This is a genomic window from Ulvibacter antarcticus, from assembly GCF_003688405.1.
GTDB lineage: Bacteria > Bacteroidota > Bacteroidia > Flavobacteriales > Flavobacteriaceae > Ulvibacter > Ulvibacter antarcticus.
Genome location: NZ_REFC01000013.1, coordinates 370,079 through 392,523 on the forward strand (window position 1 = coordinate 370,079; position 22,445 = coordinate 392,523).

Consider the following 22,445-nt stretch of genomic DNA (forward strand, 5'->3'; position numbering starts at 1 on the left):
GAAGCTCATGACTTACATTTGCAAATTATATGGATTCAGTCACCCAAATAGTATTAGGTGCAGCTATTGGAGAGGCTGTTCTAGGAAAAAAGATTGGCAATAAAGCGATGTTATATGGCGCTATAGCTGGAACGATTCCTGATTTAGATGTGTTTGCTTCTCACTTTACAGATACAGTAACAGCACTGTCTATGCATCGTGGTTTTACACATTCTATTTTGTTTTCTATACTTTTTGCCCCAATATTTGGGTGGATAGTTTCGCGTTACGAGACTTTAAAAAATTTTAAAAGTTGGTCCTGGTTGTTCTTTTGGGCTTTTATTACCCATCCACTATTAGATGCACATACCACTTGGGGAACACAATTATTTTGGCCTTTTGATCTACGATTAGCATTTAAAACCATATTTGTTATAGATCCTCTTTATACTCTACCTTTTTTAGTTTTCCTAATTCTTGCAATGATGCAAAATCGTACTACGAAAAAACGGCGTTTATATAATAAAATCGGTTTATTGTTAAGTTCATCTTATTTAGTGCTTACATTTCTTTTGAAATGGGTTGCGTTTACTCAATTTCAAGCTGCATTAAAAAATCAGAATGTTGTCTATCTGCAATTAGACACAAGGCCTTCGCCATTAAACACAATACTTTGGAGCGCTAATGTGGAAACCGAGGATGCTTATAAATTAGGGAATTTTTCTTTTTTTGACACCAAGCCTGTCACTTTTGAAACCTATCCTAAAAACCACGATTTATTAGGCAAGCTATCTGAAAACGAAAAAGTTAAGCGTATGATAGCCATTTCTGAAGGATGGTACACTATTACTAAAAAAAATGAACAGCTTTATTTTAACGATTTACGATTTGGACTTTTGAGCTTAGCACCAAATTCTCAAAACTTTGTTTTTCAGTATAGGATTGATGTAGATGATTTAGGCGAAGTTCAATTTATAGAAGCACCTAAAGATAAACGCGATGGAAAAAAGTTGCTGTCCGAACTGTGGCTGCGCATAAAAGGGAATTAAGTATAGTATTGTGTATAAGTGATTGTAACTTTCTCCTGTGGTGGCACGGACAAAGTAAAAAGTAAAAGTGATAGGCGCATTAGGAGATATTTTTCATTCGAATTTAGGCTTTTGTTTTATTCATTAAATCACTATTTTGGTTTGACTTGTTTTAACTTTAAGTTGTCTTTTTATAGCTCCAAACTGCTAAACCATTCATGACAAGCGCATATAGTAATGTTTTTAATAGCTGCGGAAGAATATCCATAAAACCAGAACCTTTAAGCATCACCATGCGCATGACTTCTACAAAATACTTTATAGGATTGAATTCAGTAATGATTTGCGCCCATTTTGGCATACTCTCAATTGGAGTGAACAATCCACTCATTAAAATGAAGATCACCATAAAAAACCAGGCAATAAACATAGCTTGTTGTTGAGTGTCTGTGAAATTTGAAATAAATAAACCAATCCCTAAAATGACTAAAATATAAATGGAGGTGTAGAAATACATAAGTGCTAAACTACCAACCATGGGCACGTCAAAAATGATTTTTGCTATGATTAATCCTATGGTTAATAATCCCATTCCTATAACCCAAAACGGGAAGAGCTTGCCAATAATAAACTGACTTTTCTTTATTGGTGTCACGTTTATCTGTTCTAAAGTGCCTATCTCTTTTTCGCGGACGATATTCATTCCTGAAAGAAATAAGGTAATCATGGTTACCAACAATACCAAAATCCCTGGAACCATAAAGGTTTTATAATTTAAAGTTTCGTTATACCAGAACAAGGGGATCGTTTCAATGTTGATAGGCTGCACTTGTTTGTCTGAAATTTGCATTAAATCAACTTTTAAATGTTGATTAAAATCCTGAACAATCTGTGTTATATATACGTTTTCAACACCTGCGGCAGCGCCATCAATGGCATTAATGGTTACACCCAAGTTAATGTGTTTTTCTTTTTGTAGATCACGTTCAAAATAGCGTGGAATTTCTACAACGACATCAACTTCACCTTTAAGCATGGCAGCATTAGAAAATGCTTCCGAAGAAAAATCTGTCAACACATCAAAATAAGTGGATGCATTAAACTTTTCTATTAACGCTCTTGATGTTGACGATTGGTCATTGTCAATATATCCAAACTTTATGTTCTTTACCTCAAAAGTGGCTGCATTTGATAAAATAATAAGTTGGAGTAGGGGTAGCACAAAAATAATTGGGAGCATCCCTTTATTTCTAAAGATTTGCTTAAACTCCTTCTGTATTATGTAGAATATTATTTTCATATTTTTTACTGAACACTGCCCACTGCCTACTGAACACTATTACTCACTCCAATCTAATTTTATATTTCTTCACGCTCAATGCTATAAAAAACACCGTCATACCCATTAAAATCAAAGTTTCTTTCCATATATATTCTAAGCCTACTCCTTTAAGCATGATGCCTTTGATTATTATGATAAACCATTTGGCAGGAATGATATTACTAATTATTTGAAGTGGAAATGGCATACTTGAAATAGGAAATATAAATCCGGAAAGCAAAATCACTGGTAGCATTAATCCCATTAGTGAAATCATCATTGCGGTTTGCTGTGTTGCCGAAATGGTGGAGATTAATATACCTAATGCCAAAGCGCTAATAATAAATAGAATACTCTCTAAGGCCAATAGAACCAGACTACCTTGAACAGGCATGTTAAATATGAAAATGCTTAGCATCACAATTACTATGGCGTTGATTATAGAAAGAAAAATATAGGGAAATACCTTTCCTATTATCACCTGAAATGGCTTTAACGGAGATACTAATAGGATTTCCATAGTACCCAATTCTTTTTCGCGAGTAATGGAAATGGAAGTCATCATTGCCGATACTAACATGAGAATAATCGTCATAACCCCCGGAACAAACATATAGACGCTTTTTAATTCTGGATTGTAAACCATGCGGGTTGCCGGAACGATTTGATAGGCAATAGTGATGTCTTTGTTCAATTCTTTTTGATACTGCTGAAGGATGGCGCTCACATAATTGCTTATTGTGTTTGCAGTATTTGGATCTGTTGCATCTGTTATAATTTGAATGGTTGCTTTGTGGTCTTTTATAAGATTTTTGCTGAAATCTTTTTCGAAGTTTAAAACTGCTTTTACTTGTCCTTTCTGAAAAACTGAAGCAATATCCGCTTCACGAGTAACCATCTGTTTAATGCTGAAGTATTCTGAAGCAGCTATTTTATTGATAATTTCATTAGTAGTGGCATCTTTTGAATGATCAAGGATGGCAATGTCCACATTATTAATTTCATTGGTTATGGCAAATCCAAACAATAAAATTTGAGCAATAGGCATTCCGAAGAGAATAAATAACGATCGCTTATCTCTAAAAATATGATAGAATTCTTTTTTTATGAAACCTTTAAACCTTTTCATTTTTTATTCCTGCGTAGGCAGGAATCTTTATTAATTGTATAATTTTGTTTTTAGTCTCTAACAGAGTTTTTAATTACTGTTAACTGTGACTGAAAACTATTTCTCATCCTCTTGCCAATTTTAAAAACACATCGTTCATATTTGCTGCTTTAAACTGCTCCTTAAGCTTCTTCGGTGTATCTAAAGCTTCTATTTTTCCATTTACCATAATAGAAACCCGATCGCAATATTCTGCTTCGTCCATATAATGTGTGGTTACAAAAATGGTTGTTCCTTGATTTGCCGCTTTGTAAATAAGTTCCCAAAATTGCCGTCTTGTAATTGGATCGACACCTCCCGTTGGCTCATCTAAAAAGACAATTTTTGGGTCGTGAATTAAAGACACAGAAAAGGATAGTTTTTGTTTCCAGCCGAGTGGTAAGGATCCTACTAATTGATTAGCAACATTTCCTAAACCTAATTCTTCAATTAATGTATTTGCTTTTTCCTTAATTCTTTTCCTCGACAGTCCATAAATACCCCCAAAAAAAGTAATGTTTTCTTTAACCGTTAAATCGTCATATAAAGCAAATTTCTGACTCATATAACCAATGTTTTTTTTAATGTTTTCAGCATCCGTAAATACATCAAATCCTGCAACATGCGCCTTTCCGAATGTTGGTTTAGAAATACCAATCAACATTTTCATAGCTGTGGTTTTTCCAGCACCATTGGCACCCAGAAACCCAAATATCTCGCCCTTGTTAACATCGAATGTAATGTCATTAACAGCAATGAAATCGCCAAACATTTTAGTTAAGCTTTCAACTTGTATGACTTTATCGTTGTTCATTTTACATTGTGCTCAGAAGTTTTGGAGAAGGAGGGTTTAGCTAATTCCATAAATGTATCTTCAATAGTTGCCACTGTTTTTTCAATTACAACATCGGTGAGATTTTTAGATTCTAAATAGTCCTTTAATGTCTTTGGATCAAAATCTGACCTATTATCTGTATAATGCACAAATTCGCCAAAAGGATATACGCTATGGTTATATTCATAGTCATTTAAACTATTAATTAGCTGATACATATTGTTAGCACCAACATTAAATATTGGCTTTGGATAATGATTTATAATCGCCTGGGGAGTATCAATCTCCAATATTTTTCCATCTTGAAGGAGTGCAATTCTATCACATAATTCCGCTTCATCCATATAAGGTGTGGAAACCAATATAGTGATGCCTTTTTGTTGCAGACGTTTTAACATTTCCCAGAATTCTTTTCTGGACACCGGATCTACTCCGGTAGTGGGTTCATCCAAAAACAAAACTTTGGGTTTATGAATTAATGCACAGCACAATGCTAACTTCTGCTTCATTCCGCCAGAAAGTTTGCCAGCGCGTCGATTTTTAAAAGGTTCTATTTGCAAATAAATTTCCTTAATCAAATCGTAATTTTCTTCGATGGTAGTTCCAAATATGGTGGCAAAAAAGGATAAATTTTCTTCAACGGTTAGATCCTGATATAGCGAAAACTTACCTGGCATATAACCAACGTTATTTCTAATTTTCTTATAATCAGCAACCACATTGTAATCAGCTACCGTCGCTGAACCTTCATCTGCAAATAACAAAGTGGTTAATATCCTGAAAAGAGTAGTTTTGCCAGCTCCATCCGGGCCAATAAGTCCAAAGAGTTCACCTTCATTGACTTCAAAAGAAATGTTCTGTAAGGCTTTTACGTCTTTATAGGATTTTGATATGTTGGATACGGAAATACTCATTTATTCAAAATAATCTGAATATGCATTTATATTTTCTTCAATACTGTGTTTTAATTTTGAAGCTTCCTCAACCGTTTTTGCTTCTGAAAGTGCACCAATTTTATCAATCAATGGCATTAACCAAATATGCAAGTTGTCATGTGAAGGACCTTTCATTGTACAATTTTGGATTAGGGAATTTTTGTCTTCATTCAATTTGTTTGCTAATTGATGATATTCTTCAAGTGAAGTGGTTGTCTGAGTCTTTAATAGTGCTTGCATCTTTTCAACCCCTACTGTAGTTTCAATATTTGCCTTCCATTTTGCACCCTTGTTCATTTCGATATCTACCGTCCAAGAATTGTCATACAAGTTTGATGCATGGTCGTGGTGTCGATCTTCAGTTGCATCAGTGGTTTGCTCAATAGCATCTGTTTTTTTAGCGTTTTCTTGATTTTTACCATCCTTGCAGCCTACTAAAGTTAATATGCTAATTGCGAAAATTAAATGTTTCATAGTTTCTTATTTTAGTTATTATTTTTTTCTGAATTGTTTAGCCACATTTCTGCGGGCATACCTATTTTTAGGCTTCCGTCGTTAATGACGTCTACTTTTACGGCATATACTAATGCTACACGTTCTTCTTTAGTTTGAATAATTTTTGGAGTGAATTCTGCTTCCGAAGCTATCCAACTAATATTACCTGTGTAAGATTTCATAGTTTCTGAAGCATCAATTTTTACAGTAACTTCCTCACCAATTTTTAAATTAGCCAATTGTGTTTCACTTACATAGACGCGCAATTGCATTGTACTCAAATCGGCAATTTTATAAAGCGGTTTGCCAAAGGCCGTAATTTCATTTGGTTCAGCATATTTGGTTAAAACAGTAGCATTTATTGGATTAATGATTTTACTCTTCTGGATTTGATCATCGATTTGTTTAAGCTGTACATCAATACTCTTCAACTCATTGACTACAGGTGCGTTTTGAATTTCCACACTTTGAATTTGAGTTTTTATGACGTCAATTTCCCCTTGTACATCATCTAACTGCTTTTGAGTACCCGCATTGTCCTTTATTAAGTTTTCTGCTCGAGTTTTGTTAGTGTTAGCTGTTTTTAGTTTTGCATTCAGCACGTTGATTTGTGATAAAACACCTTTGGATTTTAAGCTAATAACTGCCTTAGAAACTTGTAATTGCTCTCGCTTTAGTGCCAAAGGAATTGTATCAATATAACCAACAAATTGCTCTTTTTGAAGCACATCGCCTTCGCTAACGCTAAACTGAATTAATTTTCCGTTGTTCTCGGCTGAAACGGTGATCTCGGTAGCTTCAAAATTTCCATAACCATCGGCTTTTCCGTTGGAATCGTTACAGGAAAAAAAACTAACAGCTATAACGCTAATACTTAAAATAAATTTGTAGTTCTTCATTTGTAAATAATTATTGTCCCTTAATGACATTGTAATTTGCTTTTGCCAGTTGCAGCTGAATCTTATGCTTTACCAAGGTATTTTCATCTTCGAATAAATTTGTGAGTTCGGTGATATAGGCTGAAGAGGTGATAACTCCGTTTTTGAGTTGCGAATCAGCAGATTTGAGTACGTCTTTTCTGAGATTGATAATCTCTAAGTCGGAAGTGACAAAAGCCTCATTTTTTTCAATTTCCTTTTGTTGTTGATTCAATTCTATATTGGTATTCAACTTGAAGGTTTCGGTTTCTATGTCTACGAGTTCTTTATTCATTAACAAGGATTCACGTTGTTTTTTATTTGAATTCCAGTCGAATACATTCCAATTTAATTTGACGCCAAGTGTATAAAAAGCTTGAAATGAATTATCGAGCATATTCAATCCCGGATTACCGTATCCTCCAGTTGCAAAACCAAATAGTTTAGGTGTATTATTTTTTGCTACTAGGGCTTCGCTACTTGAAATTTCTTCTTTTTTAAGCTGAAATAATTCGAACTCCGGACGGTTCAAATCGGTGTTAAAAACAATTTCTATTGAGGGATTTTGAAAAGTGGTGGAAGCATCCAGGGATTGACCAATAAAGATAGAAAGAGATTGAATTAGTAGGGTTTTATTGCTCTCAATTTCTATAAATTGTTGATTGATTCTTAACAATTCTGCTTCTAAAACTTTGTTGGAAGTAGGCAATAACATACCATATCTAATGCCTGCTTTCACTTCATCCAATTTAGCTTCAAGCTGTTTTTGTTTGGCATTTAATAATGCATCCTTTTCCTGTGTTAATAGTATAGAGTAATAAAGTTGATTAATCTTTTGCTTTAATTGATACAGATTGACTTCGACTTGTTTTTGTTTCGTTTTGAGTTGCGTGGTTTCCAGGTTTAAAGCGGCGTCGGTTATTCCACCATTATAGATTAATTGATTGACCGACAGGGTAGCACGATACTGATCCTTATTAAGTGGCTCTATAGTTGAATTAGGAATAGGAACTTCAATCACATCAGATTGATATGTAGCCTGTACATCAAAACTTAACTGTGGTAATTTAGCGTTGGAAATAATGTCTGTATTCAATTGGCTTTGCGATTCGAGCAATTGAGATTGTCTTGCTAAAGGGTAATTGATAGTCACCAACTCATAACATTCCTGAAGTGTTATGTTCTGTTGTCCAAAGATTGGAATGGTAAATAATACAATTAAAATAATGAGGAACAGTTTCATTTATCGTTGTTTTATCGAGTCGATGATAAAATTGGCCACATCGGTTTTACGCTTTTCTACAAATTCTTTATAACTCTTTTCATCTTTATCCGTAAAAGCTTTTATCAATGGTTTTCCTAAAAACGGAAAAATATTGAGTGCGATGATATTGACGAACAATTGGTCTGCATAAATTGGTTTTAAAATTCCTTGACTAATTTCGTCATCCACTTGTGATTTGAATTTTTCAAGATTGGGAAAGTCCATATTTGCTTTCAACTTTATTATGAAATCTTCATTTCTATTAAGCTCTTGGATGATAAAATTTGGTAAATATGGATGCTTGATCATAAATGAAGTGTAATTGGATGTGAAGTTTCTGATTTTATCCTCTATTGAAGAATCATCATTTAGAATTGCGTTTAATTGCGGGGCCAGCAGTGAGAATGCATTCTTAAAAACTGCTTCGAAAAGTAATTTTTTGCTTCTGTAATAATAGTGAAGCATTGCCTTATTAATTTTAGCTTCATCCGCTATTTCTTGCATTCTAGCACCATCCATTCCTTTTGACTGAAACACACTTTTAGCAGCATCCAAAATTTGCTGTTCTGTAGTATCTATTTTTTCTTTTTTCATTTTAACTATATAGTTTAACCAAATGGTTAGTAAATGTACAAAAAAATATTCCAACTATTTCAAGTTCAGTTATTTTCCTTCGATTTTTTATTTGTTTGTATTCTCAACTTTTTTTTTGAACTATTCACCGCTTATTTAAATTTAAACAGATTATAATTTAGGTGTGGAAAGATTAAATAAGGTAAATGAGACTATAATTTTATTATTTTCAAATAATTTCTATTTAGTTCAATTTTACCAAGCTGTTCCATTTTTTTTAATAATCTTGATATTACCACTCTTGATGTATGAAGGTCGTATGCAATTTCTTGATGGGTATTTTTAATTATGTTGTTTTCATTAACCCTGGATTTTTCAATTAAATACTGAGTTAATCTTTCATCCATCTGATAGAATGCAATACTATCAATTGTCATTAACAATTCATTTATTCTGTTTTGGTAACTTTCAAAAACAAAATTTCTCCAAGACTTATATTTCGCGGTCCATTCTTCCATTTTCCCAACAGGGATCATTATTAATTTTGCATCGGTTTCTGCAATTGCCCTTATTTCACTTTTTTTATGGCCTATACAACAGGTCATTGTCATTGAACACGTTTCTCCTTTTTCTAAATAATAGAGCAAAAGCTCATCTCCATCGTTGTCTTCCCGTAGTACTTTAATAACTCCGGATATTAGAAGAGGCATTGATTTTACAAATTCACCTATTTCTATCATTTTAAATCCTTCTGGTATTTCCTTGAAGGTTCCAACTTCTAATATCTCATTTAGTAATGCATCCTCAAATAAGTTACCATAGCTATTCTTTAATTCATTAATCATTTTTAATTTGCGTTTTTATGTATGTCATTAATAGTACCTCTCTCAATTTCTAAAACCAAAAATGATTTCCCAATGAAATGTAATATTACTTTACTTAGTTTATTTTCTTTATTATTTACCGAAGTAAATTGAAAAGCTTTATAACAGGCTGTTTATTTTTTAAAATAACAAAAATTTCATTCAAAAAAAGAAACATTTTCAGCGGTAGTAAATCTATGTTGATTTATATCTTTTCTTGCATAGGAACGTAAGATTTTTGATGTATGATAAGTATTCTGATACCGATTAATATAATTCCTAAAATCTTCAAAATTTTCTACAGTATTTTCTTTTTCTATAAATCCAAATCCGAAGTAAGTACCATTTTCAACAAGAATGATGCAGTTTTCTAATACTGTCCGTCCTTTTTCGATAATAACGTAAGTTTCTTTTCTTTCATCTAATTCATTTATAGCATGTAACACCCGCTCATTATAGGTTTCCGTTGGTTCGTTTTTTGAACAAATTCCCCTACAATTAGTGATTTTATAATGGGTGCAAGCTTCGTTCGTAGTTTGAAGCGAACAATACTTCGGGCAAAGATTATATGTACTGCAAAGCTCCATGAGAGTTTCCAAACCAACTGTTTTATTGTATATTGTTAATACCGAATTAAATGAATTTTTAGTTCTTCCCAGAGCTAGCTGAATTATATTCCTCTGATTTCTATAAGAGATAATTTGATACGTATATGCCGGCCTTTTCTGCGCTTTGTTAAATTTTGGGTAGAATCGTCTTATATAATCTGCCTCTAAGAGAAGTGCAGTTAACTCGTTGCCAGTTTCTTCAAAATCTAAATGAAATGTTTCGGTACATAGGTTTAAAGAATTTTGACTTTTAGAATAAATATGAGATAATACTCTGGATTTAATATTCTTTGCTTTACCCACATATAAGACCTTATCTAATTTATCCTTAAAGATATATATTCCAGGGGTTTCTGGAAGTTTTTCAAAGTCTTCTGTGGATATATTTGGTGGTAAGGTGGCTTGCCTGGAAGACTTATTTAAAAAGCTTGTAAAAGTTTTAAATTCATTTAATTGATCAATAGCTAATAATTTTAAAAACAACATTGCAGTTGCCCTTGTATCTGCTTCAGCTCTATGCGCACCAATTAGATTTATACCAATATCTCTACAGAGTCTACCTAAGCTGTAAGACTTTAAACCCGGTATTAATTTTCTCGATAATCTGACAGTACATAGTTTTCTTTTCGAAAATTTTAATCCTATAGAATCAAATTCCTTCTTTAAAAACCCAAAGTCAAAATTTACACTATGAGCAACAAAAATTGCGTTCTCGGTCTTTTCAAGAATAATGTTCGCTATCTCATGAAATTTCGGGGCATCCTGTACCATTTCATTTGTAATGCCTGTCAGTGCTGTAATATTTCTAGGTATTGCCACTTCAGGATTTAAAAGAGATTGATAAACATCAACAACCTGCATATTTTCTATAGTAATGATACAAATTTCGGTCATACGACCATAACGAACACCTCCGGTAGTTTCAACGTCAATTATCGAATATTTTGATGCTGTAAAATTCATTTTGCAAATATATATAAAGTTGGAATAATTCCTAATGCTGGAATAATTCCGAAGCCTAAAAACCATATAACTATCGTTATGGGTTTCCTTTGGCGGAGAGTAAGGGATTACAAAAATGTGATCCTAAAAGGATATCCAGTACAAGCATAGAAACCCAACACCCCGCTTAAAAAAAGCGTGACTAGATTTTTTATTTTTTAAAAACACCTTCAAGCTGAAATAGCTTGGGCGTTTTTCAAAAACAAAAAACCCATAACTATCGTTATGGGTTTCCTTTTGCGGAGAGTAAGGGATTACAAAAAAATGTGATCCTAAAAGGATATCCTGTACAAGCATAGAAACCCAAGGTCACGCTAAAAAAAGCGTGACTAGATTTTTTATTTTTTAAAAACACCTTCAAGCTGAAATAGCTTGAGCGTTTTCCAAAAACAAAAAACCCATAACTATCGTTATGGGTTTCCTTTTGCGGAGAGTAAGGGATTCGAACCCCTGGAGGTGTGACCCTCAACAGTTTTCAAGACTGCCGCATTCGACCACTCTGCCAACTCTCCATTTACGCGGTCTCGCGTCCTCTAAAGCATTTCTGCGTAAGAGGATGCAAATATAGAAAGCTTTTTTTGTTTTGTAAAGACTTTTTTAAAATTAATTATCAATAATTGCAACAGGCTTTTTATCGTTGCCAATAGCCACAAAAGTAAATAATCCTGACACTGCTCTATCCCGTTGATAACTATACATTTCCTCCATAAAAATATCGACTTTAACAACGCAACTGGTTCGCCCAACTTTATCTACTCTCGCCACTAATTCTACGATTGTTCCTTGTGGAATGGGAGTGGTGAAGTCAATTTTATCGGTAGATACCGTTACCATTTTCTTTCTACTGAATCTGGTTGCACAAATAAAAGATGCTTCATCCATTAATTGTAAGGCAGTTCCACCAAATAGAGTGTCATAATGATTGGTAGTATTCGGAAACACCGCCTTAAATATTCGCGTTTCACTTTTATCCTTTAATTCTTCAATGTGAGTCATATTGTTTTTTATTAGTGATTATAGAAAGATATTATCGCCTTCGACTTCATTTTCTATAGGTATGCTTAAATTTGCAATTCAAAGATACAATATGGCTTCAGAAATTATATCAAAACTAGAATGGCGATATGCCACTAAAAAATTTGATTCCACTAAAATACTTTCAGAAGAAAAATTAAATATCCTTAAACACTCATTTAACCTTACTGCAACTTCATATGGGCTTCAACCTTTAAAAATGATTGTGATCTCTGATTCCGAAGTAAAGAATAAACTGGTTCCAATTACAATGGATCAGACGCAAGTAGGTGATGCTTCTCATGTATTAGTGCTGTGTAAAGAAGCAAAAGTAGATGGAAAATATATAAAGGAATATTTTAATAAAGTAGAAGAAACACGAAACACACCTCGATCCATTCTTTCTCCTTTTGAAACGTTTTTAGTGAATGATTTTTCTGAAAAATCTAAGGAATCACTCGATAACTGGATGGCAAAACAAGTTTATTTAGCAATGGGAAATCTTCTAACTGTCTGCGCGCTTGAAGGCATAGATTCCTGTCCCATTGAAGGATTTTTACCCGAAAAATACAATGAACTCTTGAAATTAAATGAGCTAGGCTTAGAGTCGGTTCTTGTGCTCGCGGTAGGTTATAGAGCTGAAGACGACTTCTTTGCAGACCTAAAAAAAGTGCGTAGGGGCGTGGATGAGGTAATTATTGAAATGAAATAAGCCCTATTCATTTTCGTACAAGCTTAAGCGATTTTTTAGCTTGTTAGTTTCTCTTTGCATCGCTTCTACCTTTTCCAATAGATTCAATACCACATCGATTCCTTCAGGATTAATGTGCAAATCCCGGTGTATTCGAATCATTCGTTCAACCTTGTGAATATTGTCTCTATGTACAAAATATTCTTGTTGCCTATAGGTAAGCTCCACTAACTCAAGCTCATTTAAACTTGATACAAAAGTGGTCTCTATATTGTACAACGAACAAATGTGCTTTATTGAAATATATTCTTGAGTATCCATCATTATTTGTTTTTTTGCAATTCTTCAAATAGCGTTCTTTCTTTTTCTGAAAGATTTGTTGGAATCTCTATCTTGAATGTAATGTATAGATCCCCAAATTGTTCTTCTTTTTTGTAAACAGGAAAGCCCTTTCCTTTTAATTTTACCTTCGAATCGGTTTGTGTGCCGGGTTTTACCTTAAGCTTCACCTTCCCGTCAAAAGTATCTACCATGATATCTCCCCCTAGTACAGCAGTATAGAAATCCAGTGCAACATTACTATAAAGATTGCTGCGGTCCCTTTTAAATGCAGTGTTGTTCAAAATGTTAAACTGAATTAAAAGATCTCCTTTCGGACCTCCGTTTGTTCCTTCACCACCATGTCCCTTGATTCTAATAATCTGTCCGTTTTCAACCCCTGCAGGAATAGTTAGGCGTATATTTTTTCCATTAACAGTAAGCGTTTGCTTGTGCGAAGCGTAAACATCTTTTAAATTTAGCTGTAAGGATGCATTAAAATCTTGTCCTTTAAACTTTGTTTCTCTTCGGAAGCCACCACCAGTAGTCCTGCCTCCGCCAAACATTGATTCAAAAAAGTCGGAATAAGCCTCATCTCCATATCCTTCCGAAGCATACTGCCCACCGGACGATTGGTATTGTCGTTGTTGCTGTCTGGCCTTATTAATCTCATCGGCGTGTTTCCAGTCTTTCCCGTGCTCGTCATATTTTTTACGGTTTTCTGAATGGCTTAGCACCTCATTTGCTTCATTAATTTCTTTAAACTTATGTTCCGCGTCCTTGTCATTAGGATTCACGTCCGGATGGTACTTTCTGGCTAATTTCCGATACGCTTTTTTAATCTCTTCGGAAGTAGCCGTTTTAGAAATACCTAATATTTTATAGTAATCTATATATGGCATATGTCACTCTGATTCTCTGAGCTATTAAAATTACGAAAAACAGATTTTTCAACGTCTGAATTAGGAAAAGTTTATCACAAGAATATACAGAACTTGAAATTTGATCTATTTTATTAGTGACGTTCATTTGTAGCTTCACAACGCAACCATTACCTTTGTTTTACGTCTTTCAGTTGACGCATTTAAAGAAATTTCACATTAAAATAACCTATTAGCTATGCCCGGATTTGAAATATTTGGCGACGAAGAACGCAAACAAGTAAATGATGTATTAGAAAGTGGTGTATTGATGCGATATGGTTTTGATGGAATGCGAAACGGACATTGGAAAGCAAAGGAGTTCGAAAAAGCCTTTGCTAAAAGAATGCAATCACAACATTGTCAGTTGGTTTCCAGTGGAACATCTGCTTTAACAGTAGCATTAGCCTCTGCAGGAATTGGAGCAGGGGATGAGGTAATCATGCCAACATTTACCTTTGTTGCAAGCTTTGAATCGATAATTGCGCTGGGAGCTGTTCCTATTTTAGTGGATATCGACGATACGTTAACACTCGATCCTAAAGCGGTCGAAGCTGCCATTACTCCAAGAACTCGTTGTATAATGCCGGTACATATGTGTGGCTCTATGGCCAATCTTAAAGCATTAAAGTCTATTTGTGATGCACATAATTTAATACTGCTCGAAGATGCTTGTCAGGCATTGGGAGGGACCTACGAGGGGAAACCTCTTGGTAGCTACGGAGATTTGGGATGTTTTTCTTTCGATTATGTAAAGACTATTACCTGCGGTGAAGGAGGTGGAATTATTACCAATTCTGAAAAATATGCCATCAACGCAGATCAGTATCAGGATCATGGACATGATCACTTCGGAAATGATCGCGGTGCAGAAACACATCCTCATTTGGGGTATAATTTTCGTATTTCAGAACTAAACGCTGCCGTTGGGGTCGCACAATTAGGTAAACTCGATAGCATTCTTGCCCTTCAGAAGCGGAACTATACTATTATGAGAGAAACTTTAGAAACTGTTGAAGGATTGACCTTTAGAAGAGTGCCTGAAGGTGGTGTTGAAAATTATTCTTTTCTGAATTTCTTTTTGGCTTCGGAAAGCATTGCACAAAAGGCACATAATGCGTTGTCTGAAGCTGGCGTAGATGCATGTTTCTATTGGTATACAAACAACTGGCATTATGTAAATGGTTGGGAGCATCTAAGAAACTTAACGTCCATGGGAAACCTCCCTTCCGAAGTAAAAAAACAAATGCAAAATTTAATCGAAACGGATTTCTCCAAAAGTGACGCTTGGATGGGACGTACTATTTCTTCTTTGGTAAAGATAGGATGGACTGAGGCTCAGGTAAAAGAACGGGCTGAAAAAATGAAAAAAGCCATCAATTCAGTACAATAATTTTTTAAATTCAATTCATTTCTTCAATTAAATATTGCTTTTGATAGTAACAAACTCTCAATTGTAAGCAACTATTTATATACAAGAAGTAAAGTAAACTTCTTCAATCACCAGTAAATACGGCTAATAATTATTACTGTTACATATGTTGCAAAGATTGTAACATATGTGATAAAGCCCGATTCATGCTTGAACTATATTCGCAGTACTATCATTATTAATGCTAATACCTTAAACCGTATGTCTTTTCTAAAACAAACTAAACGGAGCAATTATATCCCAGTTTTTCTTTTGTTACTACTTCTAATTTCTTGCAATCAAAATCATAAGAATGAAATTGCAAAACTATCCGGCAATTCAAATAATAATGCAATTGAAGTTTATATGGAAGGTCGGGTTTTTCAAATAAAACAAGAAAATGTCGAGCCTAATTCAAAATCAATCTTTAAAAAAGATTCCATCTTCCTTGAATTTTGGGAAAATGGCAATCCTTTGAAACTTAATTTAAATCTAACTGACACCAATATTTTAGAAAAAGGCCATGCTACTTATATTATTCCGGATGCCAATTCTCCTGAAATAATGGTTGATCTCAATTTTTATAATGCCAATAGGGATACCAAAAGAATGAATAAGCGTATCATTTTTAGAAAGGGAATCATTGAAATAGAGAAAATTTCCGATACCCAATTACAAATGAAATTTGAAGGAGAAGCTGGAGGAATGCTAAATTTCGACAATAATTTCCCAATTTCCGGCAAGGTGAATGTCAACTATTAATAATCAAGATATAACTAAAATTATGAGAAGTTTAAAATTATTCTACATCAGTATCTTTTTAATATCATTTTCCTGTGGTACTGATGACATTCAAAATCTTGGCAAATCGGATTGTGCAGTAGCTTTTTCAAAATTACTGGATCAGGCTGAAGACGATTACATAGCGTTAATGATTCAACCTGATAGTGACGGTAATGATCAGTCGTTAGAAGCTTGTTTAAATAGGAAAAGTTACACTCAGGCATATATAGTTCGTTTGCAGAATGCGAACGATACATTGAATACTATTGCAGGATGTACGGATACCGAATATTTTAACTTCATAGGACGAATTCTAGATAGAAAACAACAGCTGGAAGAAGATATGACAAGTACCTGGAACCGTTGTGAAGAAATTTTTGGAGGTGGTTGATTAAGTGGATTAGTCAGAAAACCGATTAATGCATTTGGAACCAAGATTAGACATAATGGAAACGATGGTCTAGTCCGATGTAGTAAAAATTATAATAACTCCCATTAATTAAGCTGCTCAATAATATTGATCCATAATCAAAAATAATAACAACCGATATGGAAAATGAAGTAAACCAATTAATAGGATCATTTAAATTTAACTATAGCCAAAATACAATCATTATGGAAACTAAAATCATTACACTTTTGACAATTTTAATAGGCCTTTCAGGCTTTTCACAACAGACCTACGTGCCAGACGACAACTTTGAACAAGCCTTGATTGATCTTGGTTACGACACTGTTTTAGACGATTATGTAACAACTGCAGATATTAGCAGTGTTACAAGTCTAACTGTAGACAACATGAACATTGCAGACCTCACCGGTATTGAAGATTTTGTCGCATTAACTTATATGAATTGCAGTGGAAACCTATTGACCAGTCTGGACCTTAGCCAGAATACAAACTTGGAAAATTTTAACTGCAGCTTTAATCAAATAACAAGTTTAGATATAACTAATAACCTGGCGATTATTGCCGCTAATTGTAGAATGAACGAAATTGCTACTTTAAATGTAAGCCCTTTAGCTAATTTAACGGTTTTAAAATGCAGTGGAAATCCAATCAGTAGTTTAGACCTTACACAAAATAGTGCTTTGGAACAATTGGAATGTGGAGGTAACCAACTTAATAGTCTGGATCTCACACAAAACCCATCACTATATTATTTGTTGTGTGCTGGAAATCCATTCTCCGAATTAAATGTGTCTCAGAACCCTTTATTAGAGTATTTAGGCACAAACAACTGCGAATCATTGACAAGTTTAGACCTTTCACAAAATTTAGTTTTGAAGGAATTGTCTTGTGTCAATAACCTATTGACCGAGTTGGACTTATCTATACAAACTGATTTAACATATCTTAATTGTAATGCCAATCAATTGACCAATTTAAACGTTAAAAATGGTAACAATACTAATGTAACATACTTTGTAGCCATGAATAACTCAAATCTTAACTGTATTACGGTTGATGATGTAGCTTATTCTACCACTAATTGGACAGATATTGATCCTCAGACCAGTTTTAATTTAGACTGCAGTCTGTCGGTTGGAGACCATGATCTGAATGAAAGTGTGGTTGTTTTTCCAAATCCGACAAAGGGTGTGCTTAACGTCTTGATGGTGGAAGATGGTACTTATAACATATTGACAATGAGCGGTCAAATTCTAAAAACAGGATTGATTAACAATGGTGAGAACAGGATAGATGTCTCTTCTATGGCTCAAGGCATTTATGTTTTAAATATTAAAACCATGAATGCTACACTTTCTAAAAAATTGATATTGAATTGATAAACTGAGATTTTTTATTGAGATTTAAAAATGGAACAGCAATAGTAATCATTAGATTTTACAGCAGGAAATTAATTCTAAAGAGTAAAAACTAAATCCAAGATATTATGAAACCAACTATAATCATATTGTTTGTCTTTTTTCTCTTGAATAGTTGTAAAAATGGAGAAAGTAATAAAAATTCTACTCAAGCAATTCAGGATAGTATAACAAATACTGAAACTAGGAATGTAGAAAAAACACAGCCTGAAGTTGAAGTTATAGTGAAAAATAATAAGTCAAAAGCTTCAAATCCCCAAGACGACTGGTATTGGAAGAATACTTTAATGAGCAAAAATAACAAATTTGAGGCTTGGGATGAAGGAGAAGTTGAGCTGGTTATGACCTACAGGAAACAACAAAATGATGTACAGTCAAGAACTTTTAAAGTGGGAAGCATCACTTCCGAAGGGCTTGTAACTATTAATTTACCTAAAAATATAAAGACTGAAACAAAACTGGATAATTTGAACAATCTTGTTTTTTACGACCTGCAAGACATTTCGAATCTAGAATATAAAAATCACAAAACAGGATATTTTTCTAATACCACTATAGGTGTTGAAAAGAACGGCATCACCATAGGAAACTTAACGATTGGAAACTCGGTGCGAACAACTTATAACCTGACCAATCAGAGTACACTCACCATGGGAGATGAAGGTTATCTAGTTTACTTGGCTTACGTTGATGGAGATGCGGCAATGTTGGGGGATGAAATAAGAACGGATAAAGTGCGTAGGGATGGTACGAATACCATTGAAGCTAAGACAACTGTTGTTTATGATTTAGGCTTTAAATCAGGTTGGAATTTCGTAAAAACTGAAATTATTGGCAGTTATGATTTGAAACACGAAAGAGGTTTGAATGCATCTTGGTTTAAAAAACATAATCACACTTTGGTTGAAGAAATGCCGTCTGATGCTGAGTATTTTTTCAGAAAAGAGTCAAAATAGTCGCCAACAATAGGTATTATTAAATGGTTGGGAGCATATTAGAAATTTAACGCCCTTAGAGAAGTTCCCTTGTGCAGTAATTCAAATAAAAAAGATTTATTCAGAAGCAATTTATGAACGTGATGTACATTTTCTTCCTTGGTAAAAATTAGATGGTCTGAAACTCAGCTGAAGAAAAGAGCGGTAAAATGGCAAGCATCATTTAGGATAAGCACTAATTAATGTAACTTAGCAATCAATCCTCATAGACCAACCTCATGAAATTATTCAAATTTTTTATTAAAGCAGTTATTATAATTGGAGTTCTATTGTTTAGCGTAGACGGTTTTACTCAAACTACACAAATTGAAGTAATCGACAGCACAGCACAGAAACAACCCAGATTTAAGTTTGGTTGTGGCTTCGGACTTAGTTTTATTGGAGGCACCAATATTAGCTTAGCACCAAATATTGCTTATCAATACAATGAGAAATTTAGTTTGGGTGTTGGAATACAGGGGAGTTATTCGGCAATCAAGAATTTGCAAAACACAACCACTTTTGGGGCCAATATAATCACTCAATACACGCCAATTAAATTGTTAACCACATTAATCGAATTCGCAGAATTAAACGTTACCACAAAAACTGAAACGGCGAATGGCGAAACAGAGGACAATTATTGGGATTCCGCTCTATTTGTAGGTGCTGGACTCAATATCACTGAAAATATATCGGTAGGCGCTAAGTATAATGTGCTCTACGATTCAGACAAAAGTGTTTATACTAGTCCGGTGATTCCTTTCGTGAATATCTCCTTTTAATGTTTGCTTGTTATACTGAAGGTAAATTCTGTGCTATAAATTGCCTTGAGAAGAATTTAGGTCTGAAAGACTAGTAATTTACATATTCAGTAATTTCCAGTCCATAACCAATCATCCCAACACGTTTGGTTTGTGCGCTATTGGAAACCAATCGAATTTTATGAATTCCAAGATCATGTAATATCTGAGCGCCAATTCCAAAATCTTTATTATCCATCTCAATCCTAGGAGCTTTGGCAATCTCGTCATCACTTTGAGCCTCTTTCAGCTCAGATAATCTTTTTAGAAGATTTAACGACTGACTCTGTTGATTGATAAATACAATAGCCCCTTTTCCAGTTTTATTGATTACATTAAACATGTCATCAAGTTTTTGCTCTGCATTATTGGTAAGCGTTCCGAGGATATCACCATTCACTAAAGTGGCATTTACACGCACTAAAACGGGCTCATTCACATCCCAGGATCCGCGAGTAAGTGCAATGTGTACCTGGTCATTTGTTGTTTGTTTGTAAGCTCTTAAGCGAAAACTTCCGAAGCGGGTACTTATATTAAAATCTTCTTCCTTCCTAATCAAAGAATCATGTTCCATTCTGTATCCAACCAAATCTTCGATTGAAATAAGCTTTAAATCGAATTTCTTAGCAACTTCGACTAATTGAGGAAGTCTAGCCATGGTTCCATCTTCATTTAAAATCTCTACTAAAATACCAGCGGGCTCCAATCCGGCAAGTCTGGCTAAATCGATCGCAGCTTCAGTATGTCCGGTACGTCGTAAAACGCCTCCAGATTTTGCACGTAAAGGAAATATATGTCCGGGACGTCCTAAATCACTTGGTTTCGTATTTTTATCTACCAATGATTTGATAGTCTTAGAGCGATCGTGAACTGAAATACCCGTCGTGCATCCATGACCAATCAAGTCGATTGAAACTGTAAATTGAGTATGGTGTAAAACGGTATTATTCTCAACCATCATGTTTAAATCCAGCTCCTTACAGCGCTCCTCTGTTAAGGGTGCACAAATCAATCCGCGACCGTTCGTGGCCATAAAATTGATCATTTCGGGAGTCACCATTTCTGCAGCAGCAATAAAATCACCTTCATTCTCGCGATTTTCGTCGTCGACAACAATAATGATCTTGCCATTTCGAATGTCTTCAATAGCTTCGGAAATGGTATTTAATTTGATGGAAGTACCGTTTTTCGTGGTAATCATAACATTTTTTTAGATGCTGCAAAGATAATAAATAGGAATAAGCTGTGCCCAATTCGCGATTGTATTTTCGAATTATTCGGGGAGCTCATTATCAGATGCTTTCTTTCCAAAAAGCCTGCCTATTCGTTGCACAAATGAATCGATATCAAAAATACCTTGATCTGTGGTGGCTCTATATGTAAGCCAAACGCTCAATGGGAGCATAATCACCGTACTCAACCAAGTGGCGATAAAAGGGTGAAGTGTTCCATCTTCAGCACTGTTTTTAGCAAATATTCCAATAAAATGATAGGTAAGAAAAAGTACAATAGCGACCACCATCGGTAGTCCCATGCCTCCTTTTCGAATTATCGCACCTAGGGGAGCACCCACAAAAAACAGAATGATGCAGGCAAAAGCCAATACATACTTATCATGCAAGGCCATTTCAAACTTATTGAGTCGCTTCGTTTTTACCTTAAATTCGTTTTTCTTAGAACCAACTGATTGGATAGTTCCTTTTATGTTATTTAAGGCCATATCGACGATTTCTGCTTGTCTTTTCTTCGGAAAAATATTCAGTATGGTTTCGAGCGTATCGGTAGACACCGAATCTATTTTGGTATAATCACTAAATTTTGAAACTCCACTTCGATAGTACATGTTTTCAGAAAACAATCGAATATCCTTCGAATAGCTCACCGATAGCGAATCAATCTCCACAAATAGTTCGCTCATTTTATACATGTTCTGATTGGAAAGCTCGTTCTCCTTCTCTACATCAGTATTATTAAACGCTGTGAGGTCAATATTAATCGCATATTCTTCAAAATAACTTTTTGCGAAAGGCTGTCGTAACTGCTTTTTAGGGTCCTTCTGTTGTACATCGTCATAGTAATTCCCGTCTTTCAGAATAAGAGATAAAGTATTGCTTCCTTCTTCACTAGCTAATTCTCCGTTGTCTGCAATGATTACTGTGAAATTACCATTGGGTCTTGAAGGATCTTTTTTATGTATTACAACATCCTTCAGGAACTGATCCCGATCTCCGCTCTTTTCGCCTACTTTAATATTGAAATCATCACCTATCTGACTAAACTGTCCTTCGGCAATAACCATCGACGGACTCACTTGAGCAATATTTCTTCTTAAATTTTGCCATTTGTATTCAGACCAAGGGATTACATTATTAGCAAATAAGAAGGCGGTAAAACTTAGAAGTAGGATAAAAACAGTAAGACTCCGCATAGCACGTTGCAACGAAATTCCTGTAGATTTCATGGCGGCGAATTCGTAGTTTTCAGAAAAATTTCCAAAAACCATCAAGGAGGTCACCAATATTGTTAGTGGGAGCACGAGTGGAATAAGTCGCGGTGAGACAAACCACAAAAATTTTAAGACAATCCAGATATCCAGGTCTTTACCCGCAAGTTCATTGATGTAGAGCCAAATAGTCTGTAGTACAAAAATGAACATTAAAATAATGAAGACGCTAAAAAACGTCTTCAGGTAAGTCACTAATATGTAGCGGTCTAATATCTTCAAAACACAGCT

The 22,445-nt window shown here is 34.5% G+C and carries 23 protein-coding genes and 1 tRNA gene; 8 read left to right on the forward strand and 16 right to left on the reverse strand.

Going from position 1 to position 22,445, the window contains the following annotated elements:
* Positions 1 to 29: 29 nt before the first annotated feature.
* Positions 30 to 1,028 (forward strand): metal-dependent hydrolase, encoded by a 999-nt coding sequence (locus BXY75_RS10580; protein ID WP_121907720.1) that lies wholly within the window; start codon positions 30 to 32, stop codon positions 1,026 to 1,028.
* Positions 1,029 to 1,185: 157 nt separating this feature from the next.
* On the opposite strand, the gene BXY75_RS10585 is transcribed toward BXY75_RS10580, so the two are convergent.
* The 12 genes from BXY75_RS10585 to BXY75_RS10640 form a co-directional block, all read right to left on the reverse strand.
* Entirely contained in the window at positions 1,186 to 2,307 is a 1,122-nt protein-coding gene (locus BXY75_RS10585; protein ID WP_121907721.1) for an ABC transporter permease, read from the reverse strand.
* 43 nt (positions 2,308 to 2,350) lie between these two features.
* The gene (locus BXY75_RS10590) at positions 2,351 to 3,457 is read right to left on the reverse strand and encodes an ABC transporter permease (RefSeq protein ID WP_121907722.1); all 1,107 of its coding nucleotides are present in this window, start codon (positions 3,455 to 3,457) and stop codon (positions 2,351 to 2,353) included.
* Positions 3,458 to 3,560: 103 nt separating this feature from the next.
* A complete protein-coding gene (locus tag BXY75_RS10595) occupies positions 3,561 to 4,289 on the reverse strand; it encodes an ABC transporter ATP-binding protein (protein WP_121907723.1) in 729 nt (242 codons plus the stop codon).
* The gene (locus BXY75_RS10600; RefSeq protein WP_121907724.1) at positions 4,286 to 5,224 is read right to left on the reverse strand and encodes an ABC transporter ATP-binding protein; all 939 of its coding nucleotides are present in this window, start codon (positions 5,222 to 5,224) and stop codon (positions 4,286 to 4,288) included. Before BXY75_RS10600 ends, BXY75_RS10595 begins: the two co-directional genes overlap by 4 nt.
* A complete protein-coding gene (locus BXY75_RS10605; protein WP_121907725.1) occupies positions 5,225 to 5,719 on the reverse strand; it encodes a hypothetical protein in 495 nt (164 codons plus the stop codon). It lies immediately after the preceding gene.
* A gap of 11 nt (positions 5,720 to 5,730) precedes the next feature.
* On the reverse strand, positions 5,731 to 6,639 hold the full coding sequence (locus tag BXY75_RS10610) for an HlyD family secretion protein (RefSeq protein ID WP_121907726.1): 909 nt from the start codon (positions 6,637 to 6,639) through the stop codon (positions 5,731 to 5,733).
* Positions 6,640 to 6,649: 10 nt separating this feature from the next.
* Entirely contained in the window at positions 6,650 to 7,900 is a 1,251-nt protein-coding gene (locus BXY75_RS10615) for a TolC family protein (protein WP_121907727.1), read from the reverse strand.
* Positions 7,901 to 8,515, reverse strand: a complete 615-nt coding sequence (locus BXY75_RS10620) for a TetR/AcrR family transcriptional regulator (RefSeq protein WP_121907728.1) — start codon at positions 8,513 to 8,515, stop codon at positions 7,901 to 7,903.
* Between the two features lie 191 nt (positions 8,516 to 8,706).
* On the reverse strand, positions 8,707 to 9,339 hold the full coding sequence (locus tag BXY75_RS10625; protein WP_121907729.1) for a Crp/Fnr family transcriptional regulator: 633 nt from the start codon (positions 9,337 to 9,339) through the stop codon (positions 8,707 to 8,709).
* Positions 9,340 to 9,515: 176 nt separating this feature from the next.
* Entirely contained in the window at positions 9,516 to 10,928 is a 1,413-nt protein-coding gene (locus BXY75_RS10630; protein WP_121907730.1) for an exonuclease domain-containing protein, read from the reverse strand.
* A gap of 466 nt (positions 10,929 to 11,394) precedes the next feature.
* Positions 11,395 to 11,479, reverse strand: a tRNA-Ser gene (locus BXY75_RS10635).
* Between the two features lie 91 nt (positions 11,480 to 11,570).
* Entirely contained in the window at positions 11,571 to 11,963 is a 393-nt protein-coding gene (locus tag BXY75_RS10640) for an acyl-CoA thioesterase (RefSeq protein WP_121907731.1), read from the reverse strand.
* Positions 11,964 to 12,054: 91 nt separating this feature from the next.
* On the opposite strand from BXY75_RS10640, the gene BXY75_RS10645 reads away from it, so the two are divergent.
* Positions 12,055 to 12,693, forward strand: a complete 639-nt coding sequence (locus tag BXY75_RS10645) for an NAD(P)H-dependent oxidoreductase (protein ID WP_121907732.1) — start codon at positions 12,055 to 12,057, stop codon at positions 12,691 to 12,693.
* Between the two features lie 3 nt (positions 12,694 to 12,696).
* On the opposite strand, the gene BXY75_RS10650 is transcribed toward BXY75_RS10645, so the two are convergent.
* Positions 12,697 to 12,996: a chaperone modulator CbpM gene (locus BXY75_RS10650; RefSeq protein ID WP_121907733.1), complete on the reverse strand. Its 300-nt coding sequence runs from the start codon at positions 12,994 to 12,996 to the stop codon at positions 12,697 to 12,699.
* On the reverse strand, positions 12,996 to 13,892 hold the full coding sequence (locus tag BXY75_RS10655; protein ID WP_121907734.1) for a DnaJ C-terminal domain-containing protein: 897 nt from the start codon (positions 13,890 to 13,892) through the stop codon (positions 12,996 to 12,998). The genes BXY75_RS10650 and BXY75_RS10655 overlap by 1 nt, the downstream gene beginning before the upstream one ends.
* Before the next feature lie 217 nt (positions 13,893 to 14,109).
* Here BXY75_RS10655 and BXY75_RS10660 point away from each other — a divergent pair, with 217 nt between their 5' ends.
* The 6 genes from BXY75_RS10660 to BXY75_RS10685 all read left to right on the forward strand — a co-directional run bounded on the left by BXY75_RS10660 (position 14,110) and on the right by BXY75_RS10685 (position 19,693).
* Positions 14,110 to 15,303, forward strand: a complete 1,194-nt coding sequence (locus tag BXY75_RS10660) for a DegT/DnrJ/EryC1/StrS family aminotransferase (RefSeq protein ID WP_121907735.1) — start codon at positions 14,110 to 14,112, stop codon at positions 15,301 to 15,303.
* 240 nt (positions 15,304 to 15,543) lie between these two features.
* Positions 15,544 to 16,083: a hypothetical protein gene (locus BXY75_RS10665; RefSeq protein ID WP_147437270.1), complete on the forward strand. Its 540-nt coding sequence runs from the start codon at positions 15,544 to 15,546 to the stop codon at positions 16,081 to 16,083.
* Between the two features lie 22 nt (positions 16,084 to 16,105).
* Positions 16,106 to 16,495, forward strand: coding sequence for a hypothetical protein (locus BXY75_RS10670; RefSeq protein WP_147437271.1), 390 nt, complete (start codon positions 16,106 to 16,108; stop codon positions 16,493 to 16,495).
* A gap of 224 nt (positions 16,496 to 16,719) precedes the next feature.
* Entirely contained in the window at positions 16,720 to 17,895 is a 1,176-nt protein-coding gene (locus BXY75_RS10675) for a leucine-rich repeat domain-containing protein (protein ID WP_170152880.1), read from the forward strand.
* Positions 17,896 to 18,002: 107 nt separating this feature from the next.
* Positions 18,003 to 18,890 carry a hypothetical protein gene (locus BXY75_RS10680; protein ID WP_121907739.1) on the forward strand — a complete coding sequence of 296 codons (888 nt, stop codon included), beginning with the start codon at positions 18,003 to 18,005 and terminating at the stop codon, positions 18,888 to 18,890.
* A gap of 257 nt (positions 18,891 to 19,147) precedes the next feature.
* Positions 19,148 to 19,693 (forward strand): hypothetical protein, encoded by a 546-nt coding sequence (locus BXY75_RS10685; RefSeq protein ID WP_121907740.1) that lies wholly within the window; start codon positions 19,148 to 19,150, stop codon positions 19,691 to 19,693.
* A 70-nt stretch (positions 19,694 to 19,763) separates the two neighbouring features.
* Here the strand turns inward: BXY75_RS10685 and ribB are convergent, their stop codons facing one another.
* Positions 19,764 to 20,912 carry a 3,4-dihydroxy-2-butanone-4-phosphate synthase gene (ribB, locus tag BXY75_RS10690; protein WP_121907741.1) on the reverse strand — a complete coding sequence of 383 codons (1,149 nt, stop codon included), beginning with the start codon at positions 20,910 to 20,912 and terminating at the stop codon, positions 19,764 to 19,766.
* A 72-nt stretch (positions 20,913 to 20,984) separates the two neighbouring features.
* Positions 20,985 to 22,436, reverse strand: a complete 1,452-nt coding sequence (locus BXY75_RS10695) for an LptF/LptG family permease (protein WP_121907742.1) — start codon at positions 22,434 to 22,436, stop codon at positions 20,985 to 20,987.
* Positions 22,437 to 22,445: the final 9 nt, after the last annotated feature.